This window comes from Arthrobacter sp. M2012083, assembly GCF_000281065.1.
Lineage (GTDB): Bacteria > Actinomycetota > Actinomycetes > Actinomycetales > Micrococcaceae > Arthrobacter.
In genome coordinates this window covers 92,929-110,050 of sequence record NZ_AKKK01000022.1, presented here as the reverse complement: position 1 = coordinate 110,050, position 17,122 = coordinate 92,929, and the positions used below count along the sequence as shown (strand labels likewise).

General features: G+C 62.4%; 17 protein-coding genes. 15 read left to right on the top strand and 2 right to left on the bottom strand.

Going from position 1 to position 17,122, the window contains the following annotated elements:
- The first annotated feature begins 15 nt into the window (after positions 1 to 15).
- From A477_RS0111460 to A477_RS0111450, 3 genes are read left to right on the top strand one after another with little or no spacing between them, the layout of a single operon-like run.
- The gene (locus A477_RS0111460; protein WP_017199133.1) at positions 16 to 960 is read left to right on the top strand and encodes a metal ABC transporter substrate-binding protein; all 945 of its coding nucleotides are present in this window, start codon (positions 16 to 18) and stop codon (positions 958 to 960) included.
- Positions 957 to 1,691, top strand: a complete 735-nt coding sequence (locus A477_RS0111455) for a metal ABC transporter ATP-binding protein (protein ID WP_017199132.1) — start codon at positions 957 to 959, stop codon at positions 1,689 to 1,691. Before A477_RS0111460 ends, A477_RS0111455 begins: the two co-directional genes overlap by 4 nt.
- Positions 1,692 to 1,693: 2 nt before the next feature.
- On the top strand, positions 1,694 to 2,557 hold the full coding sequence (locus tag A477_RS0111450) for a metal ABC transporter permease (RefSeq protein ID WP_017199131.1): 864 nt from the start codon (positions 1,694 to 1,696) through the stop codon (positions 2,555 to 2,557).
- Between the two features lie 6 nt (positions 2,558 to 2,563).
- Here A477_RS0111450 and A477_RS0111445 read toward each other — a convergent pair whose 3' ends face one another.
- Together A477_RS0111445 and A477_RS0111440 are read right to left on the bottom strand one after the other, a co-directional pair.
- Complete coding sequence (locus A477_RS0111445; RefSeq protein ID WP_044568740.1) at positions 2,564 to 3,439, bottom strand: DUF4097 family beta strand repeat-containing protein; 876 nt, start codon at positions 3,437 to 3,439, stop codon at positions 2,564 to 2,566.
- Positions 3,427 to 3,939, bottom strand: a complete 513-nt coding sequence (locus A477_RS0111440; RefSeq protein WP_017199129.1) for a hypothetical protein — start codon at positions 3,937 to 3,939, stop codon at positions 3,427 to 3,429. Before A477_RS0111440 ends, A477_RS0111445 begins: the two co-directional genes overlap by 13 nt.
- A 201-nt stretch (positions 3,940 to 4,140) precedes the next feature.
- Between A477_RS0111440 and A477_RS0111435 the strand changes: the two genes are divergently transcribed.
- From A477_RS0111435 to A477_RS0111380, 12 genes are all read left to right on the top strand, one after another.
- Entirely contained in the window at positions 4,141 to 5,823 is a 1,683-nt protein-coding gene (locus tag A477_RS0111435) for an ABC-F family ATP-binding cassette domain-containing protein (RefSeq protein ID WP_017199128.1), read from the top strand.
- 149 nt (positions 5,824 to 5,972) lie between these two features.
- On the top strand, positions 5,973 to 6,320 hold the full coding sequence (locus A477_RS0111430; protein WP_026005546.1) for a hypothetical protein: 348 nt from the start codon (positions 5,973 to 5,975) through the stop codon (positions 6,318 to 6,320).
- Entirely contained in the window at positions 6,320 to 8,788 is a 2,469-nt protein-coding gene (gene nirB / locus A477_RS0111425; RefSeq protein WP_017199126.1) for a nitrite reductase large subunit NirB, read from the top strand. Before A477_RS0111430 ends, nirB begins: the two co-directional genes overlap by 1 nt.
- Entirely contained in the window at positions 8,785 to 9,126 is a 342-nt protein-coding gene (locus A477_RS0111420; protein WP_017199125.1) for a Rieske (2Fe-2S) protein, read from the top strand. The genes nirB and A477_RS0111420 overlap by 4 nt, the downstream gene beginning before the upstream one ends.
- 215 nt (positions 9,127 to 9,341) lie before the next feature.
- The gene (locus A477_RS0111415; protein ID WP_017199124.1) at positions 9,342 to 10,805 is read left to right on the top strand and encodes an amino acid permease; all 1,464 of its coding nucleotides are present in this window, start codon (positions 9,342 to 9,344) and stop codon (positions 10,803 to 10,805) included.
- 395 nt (positions 10,806 to 11,200) lie between these two features.
- Positions 11,201 to 11,659, top strand: coding sequence for an SRPBCC family protein (locus A477_RS0111410; RefSeq protein WP_017199123.1), 459 nt, complete (start codon positions 11,201 to 11,203; stop codon positions 11,657 to 11,659).
- Positions 11,659 to 12,315: a pentapeptide repeat-containing protein gene (locus A477_RS0111405; RefSeq protein WP_017199122.1), complete on the top strand. Its 657-nt coding sequence runs from the start codon at positions 11,659 to 11,661 to the stop codon at positions 12,313 to 12,315. The genes A477_RS0111410 and A477_RS0111405 overlap by 1 nt, the downstream gene beginning before the upstream one ends.
- A gap of 141 nt (positions 12,316 to 12,456) precedes the next feature.
- Entirely contained in the window at positions 12,457 to 13,683 is a 1,227-nt protein-coding gene (locus A477_RS0111400; RefSeq protein ID WP_017199121.1) for a thiolase family protein, read from the top strand.
- Positions 13,683 to 14,486 (top strand): enoyl-CoA hydratase/isomerase family protein, encoded by an 804-nt coding sequence (locus A477_RS0111395; RefSeq protein ID WP_017199120.1) that lies wholly within the window; start codon positions 13,683 to 13,685, stop codon positions 14,484 to 14,486. Before A477_RS0111400 ends, A477_RS0111395 begins: the two co-directional genes overlap by 1 nt.
- Positions 14,483 to 15,346, top strand: a complete 864-nt coding sequence (locus A477_RS0111390) for a 3-hydroxyacyl-CoA dehydrogenase family protein (protein WP_017199119.1) — start codon at positions 14,483 to 14,485, stop codon at positions 15,344 to 15,346. The genes A477_RS0111395 and A477_RS0111390 overlap by 4 nt, the downstream gene beginning before the upstream one ends.
- Before the next feature lie 26 nt (positions 15,347 to 15,372).
- Positions 15,373 to 15,969 carry a GNAT family N-acetyltransferase gene (locus A477_RS0111385; protein ID WP_017199118.1) on the top strand — a complete coding sequence of 199 codons (597 nt, stop codon included), beginning with the start codon at positions 15,373 to 15,375 and terminating at the stop codon, positions 15,967 to 15,969.
- A 200-nt stretch (positions 15,970 to 16,169) separates the two neighbouring features.
- Positions 16,170 to 17,054 carry an SGNH/GDSL hydrolase family protein gene (locus A477_RS0111380; protein ID WP_026005545.1) on the top strand — a complete coding sequence of 295 codons (885 nt, stop codon included), beginning with the start codon at positions 16,170 to 16,172 and terminating at the stop codon, positions 17,052 to 17,054.
- Positions 17,055 to 17,122: the final 68 nt, after the last annotated feature.

Genomic DNA, 17,122 nt, shown 5'->3' with positions numbered 1-17,122 from the left:
GCTACACTTTTCGGTATGCCTAACTTTTCGTTTCGGCGCGCCAAAGATGTCCGCCGTTTCGCTGCTGTCCTGACCGCGATCGCCCTTGCCTTTGGAGCCTCCGCCTGTGGCGGGAACTCCTCTGCGGGAGAAGATGACAAGCCCGTGGTCCTCACCACTTTCACGGTTCTGGCCGACATCGCCAGGAATGTTGCCGGAGACAAGCTACGCGTCGAGTCCATCACCAAAGCCGGAGCTGAGATCCACGGCTATGAGCCAACCCCGGGTGACATTCGGAAAGCTGCCCAAGCCGATCTCATCCTGGACAACGGACTCAATCTCGAAGCCTGGTTTGCCCAGTTCGTGGAAGACCTCGATGTGCCGCACGCCGTCGTCAGTGATGGTGTGGACGTCATGCCCATCGCCGAGGATTCCTACCAAGGCAAGCCGAACCCGCACGCGTGGATGTCGCCCAAGAACGTCCAGATCTACGCCAACAACATGGCCAAGGCGTTCGCCAAGCTGGATCCTTCCCACGCTGCCGGGTTTGAGGCCAACGCGAAGGCTTATAACGCCCAGCTCCAAACTGTGCAGGATGAGATGGTGTCCAAGCTGTCCGTACTCTCGGAGAAGCAGAGGGCGTTGGTCACCTGTGAAGGCGCATTCTCCTATCTGGCCCGCGATGCCGGCCTCAAAGAGGTCTACATCTGGGCCGTGAACGCTGAACAGCAGGCCACGCCACAGCAGATTACGCGGGCCATCGAATTCGTCAAGGACAACCAGGTTCCGGCGGTGTTCTGTGAATCCACAGTTTCTGACGCCCCGATGCAACAGGTAGTGGGTGCCACCGATGCCAAGTTCGGCGGGACGCTCTACGTCGATTCCCTTTCCGAAGCGGATGGCCCCGTCCCCACCTACCTTGACCTCATGCGTCACGACGCCAAAGTCATCACCACTGCACTCACCGGAGGGACGCCATGAGCACTCCCGCGATCGCTGTTGAGAACGTCACCGTCCATTACGGCGAGGTCCTGGCCTTGGACTCTGCGTCCCTGAGCTTGGAACACTCGCGGATCTGCGGGCTGGTGGGCATGAACGGCTCGGGCAAGTCCACCTTGTTCAAGGTCATCATGGGCATGGTGAAGCCCGATTCCGGCAGGGTGCTCATCAACGGCGAACCCCCGGTAAAGATGCGCAAGGACGCCGGCATCGGTTACGTCCCCCAAAGCGAAGACGTTGATTGGGCCTTCCCCTTGTCCGTCCGGGACGTGGTGATGATGGGCCGCTACGGGCATTTGGGATTGACGCGCCGGCCCCGCAAAGCCGACCGGGACGCCGTCGAGCATGCCTTGGAACGCGTGGAGCTGAGCGAGTACGCCGACCGGCAAATCGGACAGTTGTCCGGGGGGCAAAAGAAGCGGGCCTTCGTGGCCCGGGGTATCGCCCAAGGGGCCACCATGATGCTGCTGGACGAGCCGTTCGCGGGCGTGGACAAGCGCTCGGAAGCCACCATCACCAGGCTCCTCCGTGAGCTGGCGGAGGACGGCGCCACCATCCTCATCTCCACCCATGACCTCCATGCCCTGCCCCAACTGTGCGATGAAGCAGTGTTGCTGATGCGGAAGGTGCTGATGCATGGAAGCCCGGACACCGTGCTCCAGCCGGAGAACCTGGCCATGGCTTTTGGCCTCGATGTCATGAACAGGGGTTAGCCATGGAATTCCTGCTGGAGCCCCTCAGCTACGACTTCATGGTCCGTGCCCTGGCAACGACTGCCATCGCTGCCGTCGTCTGTGCTGTTCTGAGCTGCTGGCTGGTCCTCATCGGCTGGTCCCTCATGGGCGATGCCGTTTCGCATGCGGTGCTTCCCGGCGTCGTCCTCGCGTACATTGTGGGTGCGCCGTTCGCGCTGGGCGCGTTGGTATTCGCGCTGATCGCGGTGACATTGATTGGGGTAGTCCGCAATACAAGCCGGGTGAAGGAAGACGCTGCGATCGGCATCGTGTTCACCTCGCTCTTTGCGCTGGGCTTGGTGCTGATCTCTGTGACTCCGAGCCAGACTGACCTCAACCACATCATTTTCGGAAACCTGCTGGGCGTCAGTGTCCCTGACCTTATCCAGGTGGTGGTTTTGGGCGTCGTGGCCTTTGCGATCCTGATCCTCAAGCGCCGCGACCTCACGCTCTACGCCTTTGACCCTACGCACGCCCACGCCATCGGCCTGTCACCCAAAAGGCTCGGGGCCCTGCTCCTTGGGCTTCTGGCGCTGACATCGGTGGTGGCCCTGCAGACCGTAGGTGTGGTGCTGGTGGTGGCCATGCTGATCATTCCAGGTGCCACGGCGTACCTGCTGACCGACCGCTTCTCCCGGATGATGGTCATTGCCCCTGTGATCTCTGTGGTGTGCTCCGTGGCCGGGATCTACCTCAGCTACTACCTGGACACGGCGTCGGGAGCCATGGTGGTCCTCACCCAAGGCGTGGTGTTCGGCGCCGTGTATCTGTTCAGTCCGAGGCAGGGACTGATCGGCACGCGACTCGCCAAGGCCCGACGGAAGCGGGCCGTCGCCACCGTGTAGCCATGGCTATTGGGCACTGACGGGCGACCGGGTCACTGCGATGTCGCCATAAGCGTTGCGGGCGCGGATCTCCACCTTGTCCGTAGTGTCGCCCGGTCCCGTGGTGGCTTGAAGGGCGTTGCGAACGCGCCCGTACTTCGTGCTGAGATCAAGCCAGGCGGCTGTGCCTTCACGCACGCCGACGGCCAGTGTGCCGGCAGCGGTTTGGACAGTAAGGCTGCCGGCGGCCACTTCGCCCACGGTAATGTCACCGCTGGACGTCTTGACTGTAGTGGAAAGGCCGGCATGCCCCAGCGAGATGTCGCCATTGGCTGCGCTGACGCTGAGTTCACCGGAAGCGTGCCCGATGTACGTACTGCCGTTGCCGTTCTTTACGGTGGCAAGTCCGTCGATGTCACGGATGCGGATTTTGCCTGAGCCGGTCTTTATCCTGGACCGGCCCGACGCGCGCTCCACCGTGATGTCGCCCATGTCGGTATGCGCCCGCAGCTCGCCGCAGTGATCGATGTTTATGTGGCCCAAGTCGGTCCGTAGGTCAGCACTGCCGAATTCGCCGTCGCAGCGGAGGTCTCCCATTGCGGACTTCAGCTCCAGGCTGCTGCCAATGGGAACCTCCAGTGTGATCTCCACCGCGCCGCCGTCGCTGAACCAGCTGTGGCGGAACCCGGGGTGAAGCCTGACCTGCAAGCGGCCGTCCGAATAGTCCACAGTGGTTTGCTCGGCCATCCTGACGTCCAGGCTTCGCTTTTCCTTGCGGGGCCGTACATTGACCACGGTGTCTTTGCCGTCACGGGCAGTTGCCCGGATGTCGGCACGTACGGAAACGTCAACGACGACGGCGATCGGCTGGGGTGTCTGGAAGGTTGCCACTAGCGTGCCCATCCCGTGAAGTTTTGCTCGCCCGGTTCACCGCGCGTACCACGGTTGCTTGAGGAGCGTCCGTTGAGGGCGTCGGCGACTACCCGGACCAACCAGGAGTTCACGGACAGGCCGTCGTGGCTTGCTGCTGCTTCGACCTGTTGCTTGAGCTGATCCGGAAGGCGGAGCGTGGTCCGTGAAGTACTGGCGCCGTCGAAGTCTTCCGACGCTATGTTGCCCCGTATTGACTGTTCGATCATTGCTTCGAAGTCGCTGTCGCCGTGCGGGTTGCTGACCACGAACTCGGGGTCGCGGCCTCGGAGCCTGACCTCCACGGAGCCGGGCGCCAACTCCAGGGTGATGTCGTTGGCGGCGTCGGAAAGGGCCTCGAGGAGGACCAGTCGCACTGTGGATTCGAGCGCCGCGGTGAGCCGCTCACTGATGGCCCGCGCTTCCGGGCCGCCAGCCTCGGCTACGGTTTCCAGCTGCTGCTTGAGGGTGGCGACGTACGGGTTTAACTGCATGACACCATTGTGACGCCACTGTGGTGTCATATCAAGGGTTTAGGGGCATTATTGGTGTCAGCTTTGGTGTCACGCCTTGACGGAACTTCTGTTGCCGGGCACTCTGGAGCGATGAAGTCTTGAGCGCAGCCCCTCTTCCCGGCTGCATCCCCAGTACCCACACGGCTTTCTGCCACCCATTGCGGACCTGCGAGGATTCTCTTGACTGACCACCTTCACCTTTCCGGCGTTTCCCACGGCTACGGGGACCGCGAACTTCTCCACGCCGTTGACCTCGCCATCCACCACGGCGAACACGTGGCAATCGTCGGCGAAAACGGAGCCGGCAAATCCACCCTGCTCCGGCTTATGGCCGGCGTTGAAACGCCTGACGACGGCACAGCAGGTTTATCCGGCAACCCCGGCTACCGTGTGGGATACCTCGCGCAAACGCATGGTTTCTCCGAGTCCCTGACCGTGGGAGATGCCATAGACACTTCCTTGTCTTCCCTGCGTTCCTTGGAGGCGCGCATCCTGGAACTGGAATCCGGCCTTGCCGACGCTGATTCTGAGGAACTCGAGCTCTACGGAAGCCTGCAAACCGAATACCAACTCCGTGAGGGCTACGCCGCCGAGTCCCGGGTGGAAGCAGCGCTGGACAAGTTGGGGCTGGGAGGCTTGGACCGCCGTCGAACGCTTGGATCTTTGTCCGGAGGCGAGCAGGAGCGGGTAGCGCTCGCCTGCCTGCTGGCCGATCCAGCCGAAGCGTTGCTCCTGGATGAGCCCACCAACCATCTGGATGCGAGTGGTACTGCTTGGCTCGAGTCGCGGTTGGCTGCGCACCGTGGAACGGTGGTGGTGGTTTCACATGACCGTGTCCTGCTGCGGAAGGTCGCCACCACCATTCTTGAGGTGGACGCTGACCGGCGGTCCGTGAACCGCTACGGGAATGGTTACGAAGGCTACCTCCGGGAGAAGGCCGCCGAACGCGCGCGGTGGATCCAGCAGTACGAAGAATGGCTGGACGCCATGGCCGCCGAACGACTCCAAGCCGCCACAGTGGCTGATGGCATGGGCTACGCCCGCAAACGCGACAACGACAAAATGGGTTTCGACTTCAAAGCGGGGACGTGGCAGCGGGCGGCGGCCAGCAAGGTCCGCAATGCCCAGGAAAGGCTCCGCAGGCTAGAGGACAATCCGGTGGACCGGCCGCCCGTGCCGCTCAAACTTGCAGCACCGCTGGGCGTTACAGCCTTGGCGGCGTCCGAACCTGCGCTTGAAGCTCACGGCATCAGCGCCCCCGGCCGACTCCGGCCCACCCACCTCAGGGTGGAAGCCGGACAAAAACTGCTCATCACCGGTCCAAACGGTGCGGGCAAATCCACGCTGTTGTCGATCCTTGCCGGGACGCTGGAGCCAACCACCGGGTCTGTCACGGTGAACGGCAGGGTGGGTTATCTGCAACAGGAACTGGAAGTGCCCGTGCGGCCAGGGCTGCGCTTGCTTCCTGCGTTCGCTGCGGGGCTGGGTGGGAACATCGACGAACATGCGGAGGGCTTGCTGCGGCTGGGGCTGTTCCGGCCTGCTGAGTTCCATGTCCCCGTCGGGAGTCTTTCAGCCGGCCAGCAGCGTAGGCTCGCCCTTGCCCGGCTTCTTCTGGGCCGCTACGACACCATGGTCGTGGACGAGCCCACCAACCACTTGGCGCCGGTGCTGGTGGAGCAGTTGGAGGCAGCGCTCGCCTCATTCGAGGGGACCTTGGTGATCGTGAGCCACGACCGTGCAGTGGGCGATTGGTTTGACCGCTGCGCACGCGCCGATGTCGCCGTCGAACACCGCCGCGGTCCGGTCGGCACGGGCGGGCATTGGGTCAGGTACGGGATGCAGGGCGGCGAATTGCTGTAGCTCGGGCCGCTACCCTGCCGGATAAGGCGCCCTGGTGAGGCGCCTGCAAAGCGATCGTTACTGCCTGTCATGCAGGCCGAAACACGGCGGCAGGCGTATTGAAACACGGGCGGAGCACCATGGAAGGAAGCCGGCCGAAAGGAACTTCCGTGATCTCCAAGAACCTCTTCCTCCAAGGCATCTACGCGTTCGAAGGCATCGGCATGGAAAAGCCGGTCCCCTTGCACAGCGAGCTGGCCCACTTTGTCCCGGACGGCGTCGTAAACCAGACGCTGTACTTCCGCGGCGGGAATTCCTGTCCTGAGCTCATCACCGTGGTCCTCATGCGCGACGGCGTTCCCATGCGCTACTTCCCCATCGGAGCCAAAAGCGACGTCCACGTTCCGCTGAGGGTAGTGGAGGACATTGAAGGGGGCTCCATGATTGAACTGTTCATCGTGGCACCTGCCGGCGTCAGGGGTTCCGTTGTGGTGGACCTTGGGATGGTGGAGCACTGATGCGCCGGCGGCTGGTGGTCATCGGCAACGGAATGGCTGGAGCCCGGGCCGTGGAGGAAATCCTGGCCAGAGGCGGCTCTGAGCTCTTCGACATCACCATGTTTGGCGACGAACCCTATGGGAATTACAACCGGATCATGCTTAGCCATGTCCTGTCCGGTGAGGAGAGCGATGCGGACATCTTCCTCAACGCTCTTCCTTGGTACCAGCAGAACAACATCACCCTGCATGCGGGTGCCCGGGTGGACCGCATCGACAAGTTCAGCAAGCACGTCTTTGCCGCGGACGGACGCGTGGAGCCCTATGACGACCTAATCATCGCAACCGGCAGCCGCTCGCACTTGCCGCCCATGGAAGGTGCCTATGCCCCCAGTGGTGCTATCAGGCACGGTGTCTTCACGTTCAGGACGTTGGACGATACCCGGAAGATGATTCAGTTCGCCCGCAACGAGCACCATAGCCGGGCAGTGGTGATCGGCGGCGGCCTGCTCGGGCTGGAAGCCGCCCACGGCTTGCAGGCCAACGGAATGGACGTTGCGGTGGTCCACTCCGGCGGGCATCTGATGAACTCGCAATTGGGGCCCGACGGCGGTGCAATACTGCGCCGGAGCGTCGAGGCGCTGGGCATCGAGGTGCACACCGGAAGCCGGACCACGGCCATCCTTGGTACGGAGCGAATCACCGGAGTGAGCCTTCGCGATCAACGCGAGCTCGACTGCGACATGGTGGTGGTTACCGCAGGCATCAGACCCAACGTGGATGTCGCCGTCGTGAGTGGCCTGGCCGTGGAGCGGGGCATCGTGGTGGACGACCACCTGCGCGTCATGGATGAAGACCATATCTTCGCCGTAGGGGAGTGCGTACAGCACCGCGGCGAGGTGTACGGACTTGTGGCGCCATTGTGGGAGCAGGCCGCCGTGCTGGCTGATCAGGTCACGGGGGTGGATCGTTCATCAGTGTATCTGGGCTCCCGGACCGCCACCAAACTGAAGGTGGCCGGCGTCGATGTTGCGTCCATGGGGCTTGCCGGTCCGGAGCGGGAGACGGATGAACATATCGTGTTCTCGGAACCCGGCCGGGGCGTGTTCAAGTCGATTGTCATCCGCGACAACAAAATGGTGGGCGCCACGTTGTTGGGGGACAGCCGGAAGGTGGCCTACCTGACCCAGGCTTTTGATGAGGGCTTGCCCCTCCCGGAGGAGCGGCTCTCGCTGATGTTCGATCTCGGCTCACCGGGTGAAGAGGAGAGCGTGGCCGAACTGGCTGACAACGCGCAGGTCTGCAACTGCAACGGGGTTTCCAAAGGGGCCCTTGTCGCTGCGGTGCATAGTGGCTGCACTTCCGTATCGGCGGCCATGGACGCCACACGGGCCGGAAAAGGCTGCGGTTCGTGCAAGCTCATGGTCAGCCAGGTGGTGGAATGGGCCGCGGGTGGGACTGTGGAGGAAGATCCGGCAGCGAGCTATTACGTACCCGGAATTCCGCTGGATAAGGCCGCTTTGATGGCTGAGATCCGGGCGCGGGGTTTACGTTCCGTTTCCCAGGTGTTCGCGGCGCTCGCGCCTGGCGGCCTCGAGGACGCTAAATCCAAGATGGCCCTTGCGTCCCTCCTGAAAATGATGCTGGCGGATCAGTACGTTGACGAACGCGACGCCCGTTTCATCAACGACCGCGTGCACGCCAACATCCAGCGAGACGGCACGTTCTCCGTAGTCCCGCAGATGAAAGGCGGAGTGACGTCGGTCCAACAGCTCCGGAGGATTGCCGACGTCGCCGAGAAACACAGTATTCCCATGATCAAGCTGACGGGCGGGCAACGCATCGACCTGCTGGGGGTGCCCAAGGAGAACCTTCCCCAGGTCTGGGCTGATCTGGACATGCCGTCCGGATACGCCTACGGCAAGAGCTTTAGGACCGTCAAGACCTGTGTTGGCAAGGACTACTGCCGGTTTGGAACTGGTGACTCAACCGGCCTGGGCATTGGATTGGAGTCCCGTTTCCAGGGAATTGAGGCACCGGCCAAGCTGAAACTCGCGGTCTCGGGCTGTCCGCGCAACTGTGCGGAGTCGCTGGTCAAGGATGTCGGCGTAGTTGCGGTGGAAGGTGGCCGATGGGAGATCTATGTGGGCGGAGCGGCCGGTGCCCACATCCGCAAGGGAGATCTGTTAGTCACGGTGGATACACCCGAAGAGGTTACCCTCCTGGCAGGCCGGTTTATGCAGTACTACCGGGAGAACGCCAACTGGTTGGAACGAACCTACGCTTTTGTGCCCCGGGTAGGCATCGAACACCTTCGGAGGGTCATTTTGGACGACTCAGAGGGTATCGCCGACCGGTTGGACGCAGCCATGCAAGCTTCGGTGGATGCCTATGCCGATCCTTGGAGCGAACGCCATGATCCACTCACGCCCGGGCAGTTCCGGACCTCCCTGCCGTTGACCGTGCTGCCGCAGGTGCCTGTCCGATGAGCACGCTGTCCGCGCCCGCCGTCGAATCGAACGTTCAACGCGTCTTGGGACCAATTGACCAAATTCCGTTCGGGGAGGGCAGGGCCTTTGGAGTGGACGGCGAGCAGGTGGCGGTGTTCAGGTTACGGGACGGATCGTTGCGGGCAGTCTCGGGTGTCTGCCCGCATAAGGGCGGTCCGATCGCCGACGGCACCATCGACAACGACATGGTCATCTGTCCCCTTCACCAGCACGCCTTCGAGCTGGACAGCGGATGTTCCACTACAGGCACCAAGCCCTTGAGCTCTTACGAGGTCTTCGCAGATGAGGCCGGGAACATCGTGCTGAAACGGCCGTGAGAGGCGCTTTTCCACGGCCCCTTGTTGCCTGCGTCACGGGCATTGGCGTTAATCCCGTAAGATAGACGGGTTGCGCGAAGCTTCGGCGTTCTGCGTTCTTTGTCACACTTCGGGCCCTCTAACGGGGAAAAGCTCGAATTATGTGTGCCAAAGTCGCCCATGTTCCGGCATGGGTGTAACACCTACAGCAACACCCCAACCCACAAGGAACAGCTGTGCCGCAAAGTACTCCCACAGATCTCCAGAGCTCCAAGGCCTCATCCGTAGCCTCGGACTCCAACCTCAGCGCCGAGGGATATCAGAAGACCCTGAGCCGCCGCCACGTCACCATGATCGCCATGGGTGGCGCAATCGGCGTCGGCCTGTTCATGGGCGCCGGTGGCCGTCTGGCCTCCACCGGCCCTGTCCTGATCTTCTCCTACGCCATTGCCGGCGTCATCGCTTACCTGCTGATGCGCGCCCTCGGCGAACTCATCATGTACCGCCAGACCTCCGGCTCCTTCGTGAGCTACGCCGGTGAAATGTTCGGCAAGAAGGGCGCCTTCCTTTCCGGGTGGATGTACTTCATCAACTGGGCCATGACAGGCATCGCTGAGCTCATCGCGATCGGCCTGTACTTCCAGTTCTTCTTCCCCAACGTGCCCATTGAACTCTCCGCCATCGCAGCGTTGGTGCTGCTGGTGGCCGTGAACCTGTTCAGCGTCAAAGCGTTCGGTGAGTTCGAATTCTGGGCATCCTGCCTCAAGGTCGCGGCCATCGTGATCTTCCTGGCCGTTGGCACGTTCATGGTTGTCACCAACGCCAAGGTGGGCGACGGCAACGCGTCCGTCGCAAACCTGTTCCACGAAGACGGCGGCATGTTCCCCAAGGGCGGCCTGGTGATGATCCTGGTCCTCAACGCCGTGATCTTCGCCTACAACGCAATTGAGCTTGTCGGTATCACTGCTGGTGAGATGGAGAACCCGGAACGCGAAGTTCCCAAGGCGATCCGCGCCGTCGTGGTCCGTATTGTGGTCTTCTACGTCGGTTCGGTGACCCTGCTCGCGATGCTGCTGCCGTCCGACCAGTACGTGGCCGGCACCTCGCCGTTCGTTACCGTGTTCGGCCAGATGGGGCTCGGCTGGATGGGCGACGTCATGAACATGATCGTCATCACCGCCGCACTGTCCTCCTGCAACTCGGGCCTGTACTCGATCGGCCGAATCTTCCGCACCATGGCCAACAACGGCCACGCCCCGCAGTGGCTCACCAAGATGTCCACACGCCACGTGCCGTACGCGGCCATCCTGGCGATCGGTGGCGTCTACCTCGTGGGTATCCTGCTCAACATCTGGCTGGGTGGCTCGCACGCGTTCGACCTCGCGCTGAACACTGCATCCATCGGCGTGATCTTCACGTGGGGCTCAATCTTCGCAAGCCAGATCGCCCTTCGGAAGAAGCGCGGAAACGTCTCCAGCCTGCCGATGCCCGGTTCGCCGTGGACCAGCTGGGTGGGTCTCATCGCCCTGCTGGCCATCACCGTGTTGATCGGCTTCGACTCCATAACCGACAAGGAAACAGGCGAGGTCTTCCTGCTTGGCCTGTGGACCCTCGCGACCATTCCGTTCTTCGCCCTGGTGCTGTGGCTCGGATGGCAGAAGGTCAAGAACAACGAGCCCAAGAGCGAGCTGTTCAGCTAAGGCTCACGCTTCAACGCTTCAACGTCCGACGGCGCGTGCCTCCTTTTGGGGGCGCGCGCCGTTCACGTTGTGGGGCCTGCTTTGCGCGTTATGTTGGGGGTGAGTCGTGCTGAGTGGGCCTCGCAACGAGTGCCCCTCCCGTTGTGGGGCCTGGTTTGCGCGTTATGTTGGGGGTGAGTCGTGCTGAGTGGGCCTCGCAACGAGTGCCCCTCCCGTTGTGGGGCCTGCTTTGCGCGTTAAGTTGGGGGTGAGTCGTGCAGAGTGGGCCTCGCAACGAGTGCCCCTCCCGTTGTGGGGCCTGGTTTGCGCGTTATGTGGGGGGTGAGTCGAGCAGAGTGGGCCTCGCAACGACCAGCCCGGTTGGGAGTGTCGGGGGTCGGGTCTAGGCTCGATGTATGGAACACACCACCACCCTGACGCAGCACGTCAACGCAAGCCCGGAGAAGGTTTGGGCCGTTATCTCGGACATTCCCGGCTCGGCCGGCACGCTCTCCGGCATCGACTCAATCCAGATGCTCAGCGAGGGTCCTTATGGTGAAGGTACCCGCTGGAAGGAAACCCGGACCATGATGGGTAAGCAGGAGACTGTTGAGATGTGGGTTTCCGAGACCGACCCTCCGCAGAGCACCACGGTCAAGGCGCACCAGGGCGGCGCGGACTACACCACCCGCTTCACCTTGAACGAGCGCGACGGCGGCACAGATCTGACGCTGAACTTCGGCGCCGAGATGGTCAAACCCTCGCTCATCAGCAAGGTGGGCATGGCCCTGTTCGGGAAGATCGGGATGAACATGACCCGCAAGGCCCTCAGCAAGGACCTGGCTGAGATCGCCGCCAAAGCGGAATCGCTCTGATGGGGGCAGCGAAGGTTGCGGCACCTAAGATTTCGCCTGTGCGGTTGGACGAGTTGCGTGACGACGACGCCCCGGACTTCCAGCGTGGCGAACGGTACGACGGCGTCAGGCTCACCCGGGTTTCTGCCGACGGAGAGGAACTGAGCGGCGCGGATTTCATGGAATGTGAGCTGAATGGTGTCTCCTTCAATGAAACGCAACTGCGGGGTGCAACCTTCCGCGAGTGCATCTTTTCCGAGCCCTATGCCCCGGTCTTCATGGCGGCCAGGACTTCCTGGCAGGACGTGGAGATTACCAATCCAAGGTGGGGGTCTGCCGAACTTTATGAGGGCAACTGGCGCTCCGTCCGTATCGACGGCGGCAAGCTGGACTATGTGAACCTGCGCGGCTCCAAGCTCATGGACATCCAGATCTCCGACTGCATCATCAACGAGCTCGACCTCGGGGCCTGCACCGGAACGCGGTTGGCACTGAAGAACTGCACTATCGGCACGTTGGATGTCACAGGTGCCAAGCTGAAGGACGTGGATCTGCGCACCTCGGATTTCCGCGGAATCAATGGTCTGGCAGGGCTCGCAGGAGTGGTGATCGACGACTATCAGCTGAGCCTCATGGCGCCGCTGCTGGCCGGCCACTTGGGGATCCGGGTGGTCTGATCCGGGCTGGGGCCGGTCTCCGCTGGTCCGTAACTGAGGACTCAGCTGTTGACCGGCCCGCTGGGCCGTGTAATCTTTATAGAACGAACGGTCGGTATATTATTCCGAGCCGGTCCCTTTCACTTCGCGAAGGATGTTCTCATGGTCGAGGCTTTTCTTGTTGGCGGCGCGCGCACGCCTGTAGGTCGCTACGGTGGGGCATTGTCCTCCGTCCGCCCGGACGATCTCGCAGCATTGGTGGTCCGGGAAGCGGTGGCACGTGCCGGCGTCGACCCTGACTCCATAGATGAGGTAATTCTCGGCAATGCCAACGGCGCGGGCGAGGAAAACCGGAACGTGGCCCGCATGGCCACCCTTCTGGCCGGACTTCCCCTCCACATCCCCGGCATCACAGTGAACCGCCTGTGCGCCTCGGGCCTCAGCGCGATCATCATGGCCAGCCAGATGATCAAGTCCGGAGCCGCCGACATCGTGGTCGCTGGTGGCGTTGAGTCCATGAGCCGGGCACCTTGGGTGCAGGAGAAGCCGACTACGGCGTTCGCCAAGCCCGGCCAAATCTTCGATACGTCCATCGGCTGGCGCTTCGCCAATCCGCTTTTCACCAAGGGCGAGCTTTCCCGCGACGGCAAAATGACCTACTCCATGCCCGAAACGGCGGAAGAAGTGGGCCGCGTGGACAACATCTCCCGCGAGGATGCTGACGCCTTTGCTGTCCGCTCCCACGAGCTTGCGCTGGCTGCCATCGCCGGTGGCCGGTTCAAGGACGAGATTGTCCCCGTCACCGTGAAGACCCGAAAGTCGGAGACCGTGGTGGACACTGATGAGGGCCCCCGAGAAGGCACCACCATGGACGTTTTGGCCGGTTTGCGGCCCGTCGTCCCTGGAGGTTCCGTGGTCACCGCCGGCAACTCATCAACGCTCAACGACGGCGCCTCGGCCATCATCGTCGCTTCTGAGGCCGCCATCAAAAAGTTTGGCCTGACGCCCCGCGCCCGTATCATCGACGGCGCTTCGGCTGGATGCGAACCGGAAATCATGGGCATCGGCCCGGTCCCCGCCACCCAAAAGGTTCTGGCACGTTCCGGCCTCACAGTGGATCAACTGGGCGCAGTAGAACTCAACGAAGCCTTCGCTACCCAATCGTTGGCAAGCATGCGACGCCTCGGACTAAACCCGGACATAGTGAATAACGACGGCGGCGCCATCAGTTTGGGGCACCCGCTGGGTTCCAGCGGTTCGCGTATTGCGATCACGCTGCTGGGCCGCATGGAGCGCGAACTCGCCTCCACCACTGGACCGAAGCTTGGCCTGGCAACCATGTGCATCGGCGTTGGGCAAGGTACCGCGATGCTGCTGGAAGGCGTGTAATGGCCCTGAACCCGGACGACTTCACCACTCTCCTCCTGGAAGAACGCGAAGACCGCCTCACGGTTCTTTTGAATAGACCCGAGGTCCGCAACGCGATCGACCAGAAGATGGTGGAAGAACTTCACCAGGTGTGCGCCGAGCTGGAACGCAACCCGAAGGTACTGATCATTGCCGGTACCGAAGGCGTTTTCGCCTCCGGTGCCGACATTGGACAGCTGCGCGAACGGCGCAGGGACGACGCGTTGCAGGGGATCAACTCAACGATCTTTGTCCGCATTGCCAAGCTGCCCATGCCGGTCATCGCGGCTTTGGATGGGTACTGCCTGGGCGGCGGCGCCGAGCTTGCTTACGCTGCCGACTTCCGCATTGGGACGCCGAGTGTCCGCATCGGCAACCCTGAGACGGGGCTTGGGATCCTTGCTGCCGCCGGTGCTAGCTGGCGGCTCAAGGAGTTGGTGGGAGAGCCGAAGGCCAAGGAGATCCTCCTGGCCGGAGCCGTCCTGCGCGCAGAGGAAGCACTGCGGATCAGCCTCATCACCGAGATCCACGAGGCCCCCGAACTCATGGATGCAGCACACAAGCTGGCCGACCGCATTGGACGACAGGATCCCTTGGCCGTGCGCATCACAAAATCGGTGTTCCATGCCCCCGCCGAGGCCCACCCGCTGATCGATACCCTTGCCCAGGGGATCCTCTTTGAATCTCAGGCCAAGTTCGACCGCATGCAGGCCTTCCTCGACAAGAAGTCGGCCAAAGGTTCGCAAGACTCCGCCGCCCCGACGCAAGACAGGACCCAGAAATGACCGAAGTTCCCGCCATCCCGCACGTTGTTGGAGTCCTTGGCGGTGGCCGTATGGGTGCTGGTATCGCTCACGCGTTCCTTACCAAGGGCGCCACCGTGATCGTGGTTGAACGCGATCACGAGGCAGCGGCTGGAGCGCAGGGTCGCGTGGCTGATGCCGTAGCCAAGTCCGCCGCCCGCGGCACCCTAAGCGAAACCCCCGAAGAAGCAATGTCCCGCTTCAGTACCTCCACGGACTACGAATCCTTCATCCACTGCGGCCTCGTTGTGGAGGCAGTGCCTGAGGACTACGACCTCAAAGTCACAGCACTGAAGGCCGTGGAGGACCACTTGTCTGCCGATGCCTACCTGGCGTCGAACACGTCCTCGCTGTCGGTCACGGGGCTAGCCAACGAGCTTCGCCGCCCCGCGAACTTCGTCGGTCTGCACTTCTTCAACCCTGTGCCCGCGTCAACCCTCATTGAGGTGGTGTTGGCCAAGGAAACGTCTCCCGAACTGGCTGAGGCCGCGAAAAGCTGGACTGAGGCACTCGGCAAGACCGCCGTCGTCGTCAATGACGCTCCGGGTTTTGCGTCCTCAAGGCTCGGCGTCGCCATTGCCCTTGAGGCGATGCGCATGGTGGAAGAGGGCGTGGCGTCGGCGGAAGACATCGATGCTGCCATGGTCCTCGGTTACAAGCACCCCACTGGTCCGCTCAAGACCACGGACATCGTTGGTTTGGACGTCCGGTTGGGCATTGCCGAGTACCTTCACTCCACGCTGGGCGACCGTTTCGCTCCGCCGCAGATCCTCCGCGACAAAGTGGCGCGCGGCGAGCTGGGACGTAAGACGGGCAAAGGCTTCTTCGACTGGAACGACTGAAACCCCGGGCCGGTTAGGCTAACCGGGTGACTTCCATCGAACCCATCACCCTGACCGGAAAATTCGTGACGCTGGAACCGTTGAGCCAGGAACACCATGACGGCCTGGCAGATGCAGCCCGAGACGGCGATCTCTGGAAGCTTTGGTACACCTCCGTCCCGACGCCGGAGGGCATGGTCGCGGAAATAGATCGCCGCCTGGACCTACAAGCAAAAGGGTCCATGGTGCCTTTTGCCACGCGCTCCAACGCGACGGGCAAGCTGATCGGTATGACAACGTACATGAACATCGACGCCGAGACGCCTCGCTTGGAGATCGGATCCACGTGGAACGCCGCGTCGGCGCACGGCACGGGGACCAACCCCGATTCGAAGTTGCTGCTCCTGCGGCACGCTTTCGAAACGCTGGGCTGCCCGGCCGTGGAGTTCCGCACACACTGGATGAACCAGCAGTCCCGTGAGGCAATTGCCCGGCTCGGCGCCAAACAGGATGGCGTCCTTCGAAGCCACTCCCGCAGCAAGGACGGCGCCCTCCGCGACACCGTGGTGTTCTCCATCCTCGAACACGAATGGCCCGCTGTGCGCAACGGCCTGGAGTTCCGGCTGACGAAGTACGGAGCGTAGTCGGCTCCCCCTGGAATATCAGGTACCGCCGAAAAGTGCGGTCCCCAAAATAGGGTAGCCGCAGGTCTTTTCCCCTCGCAGCCGCAGGCGTAATCTAGCCAACACATTGCCCCGGGTGCGCGGCCGACTGGTGGGCGAGCCGCCCCGTCCGCTTAACGCGGGCGCCGGAGCCCCATCGAACGGTAAAAAGGGGATTCACAATGGCAACTCATCAAGTACGACGGCGGCACACGGCTTTTGTGGGCGGGCTCGCCATAGTGGCACTTTGTTTAGGATTCACGGCCAGTCCGGCGACCGCCGCGCCGCCGGCTCCAGTTGATTACGTGGCGCTCGGGGATTCGTACACCGCGGGGACTGGAGCGGGCGGGTTGTATGCAGACGCAGTTTGTTGGAGGAGCGTGGGCGGCTACGTGAATGTGGTTGCCGAGACAGGCCGCGTGGACCTTTTGGCGAACGGGGCGTGCCATGGGGCCCTCCTGTTCCCTGTCCTTGGAGTGCCCATTCCATCGGTTTCGGAGCAAATAGGCAGCCTGGGAAGTAACCTGGCTGCGGCGGAGCTCGTCAGCATTACGGCTGGCGCCAATGACATTGGGAGCGGGGATGCCCTGGTTGCTTGCCTCACTCAGACACTCGTCGTCTGCCAGGCTGCTGTGAATAATGCCATGTCACTCTTGCCGGCCCTGGAGTTGTCGCTTGCAGCGATTTATGACGACATCGCTGATGCAGCGCCCAATGCAACCATCGCGGTGATGGGTTACCCCCGGCTCTTTGATCCCGTCAACGGCGTGCCCATTATTTCCGTGGAACACCAGAACGAGGTCAACCGGGCCGTCGATGCCCTCAACAGGACCATTGAAGCGGCGGTGAAAGCCAGTGATGCCAATGCGGTGTTCGTTGACGTGACCAAGCGATTCCGCGGGCATGCAGTCAACTCAGCGGAACCGTGGATTGTGCTGGTCCCGGCTCCCGTGCCTCCGTTCGATCGGCTGCCGGATGCTAACTTCCACCCGAATCCGGCCGGGCATCAGGCATACGCCGCAGCCCTCCTTTCCACCATCAAGCCCGCCCAATTGGCCAAGCAATGACCCGGCCCGCCAAGCGGTGACCCATTCGCCGAGGGGCGGCTTTCGGAAGTAAGAGCCCGCGATAACCC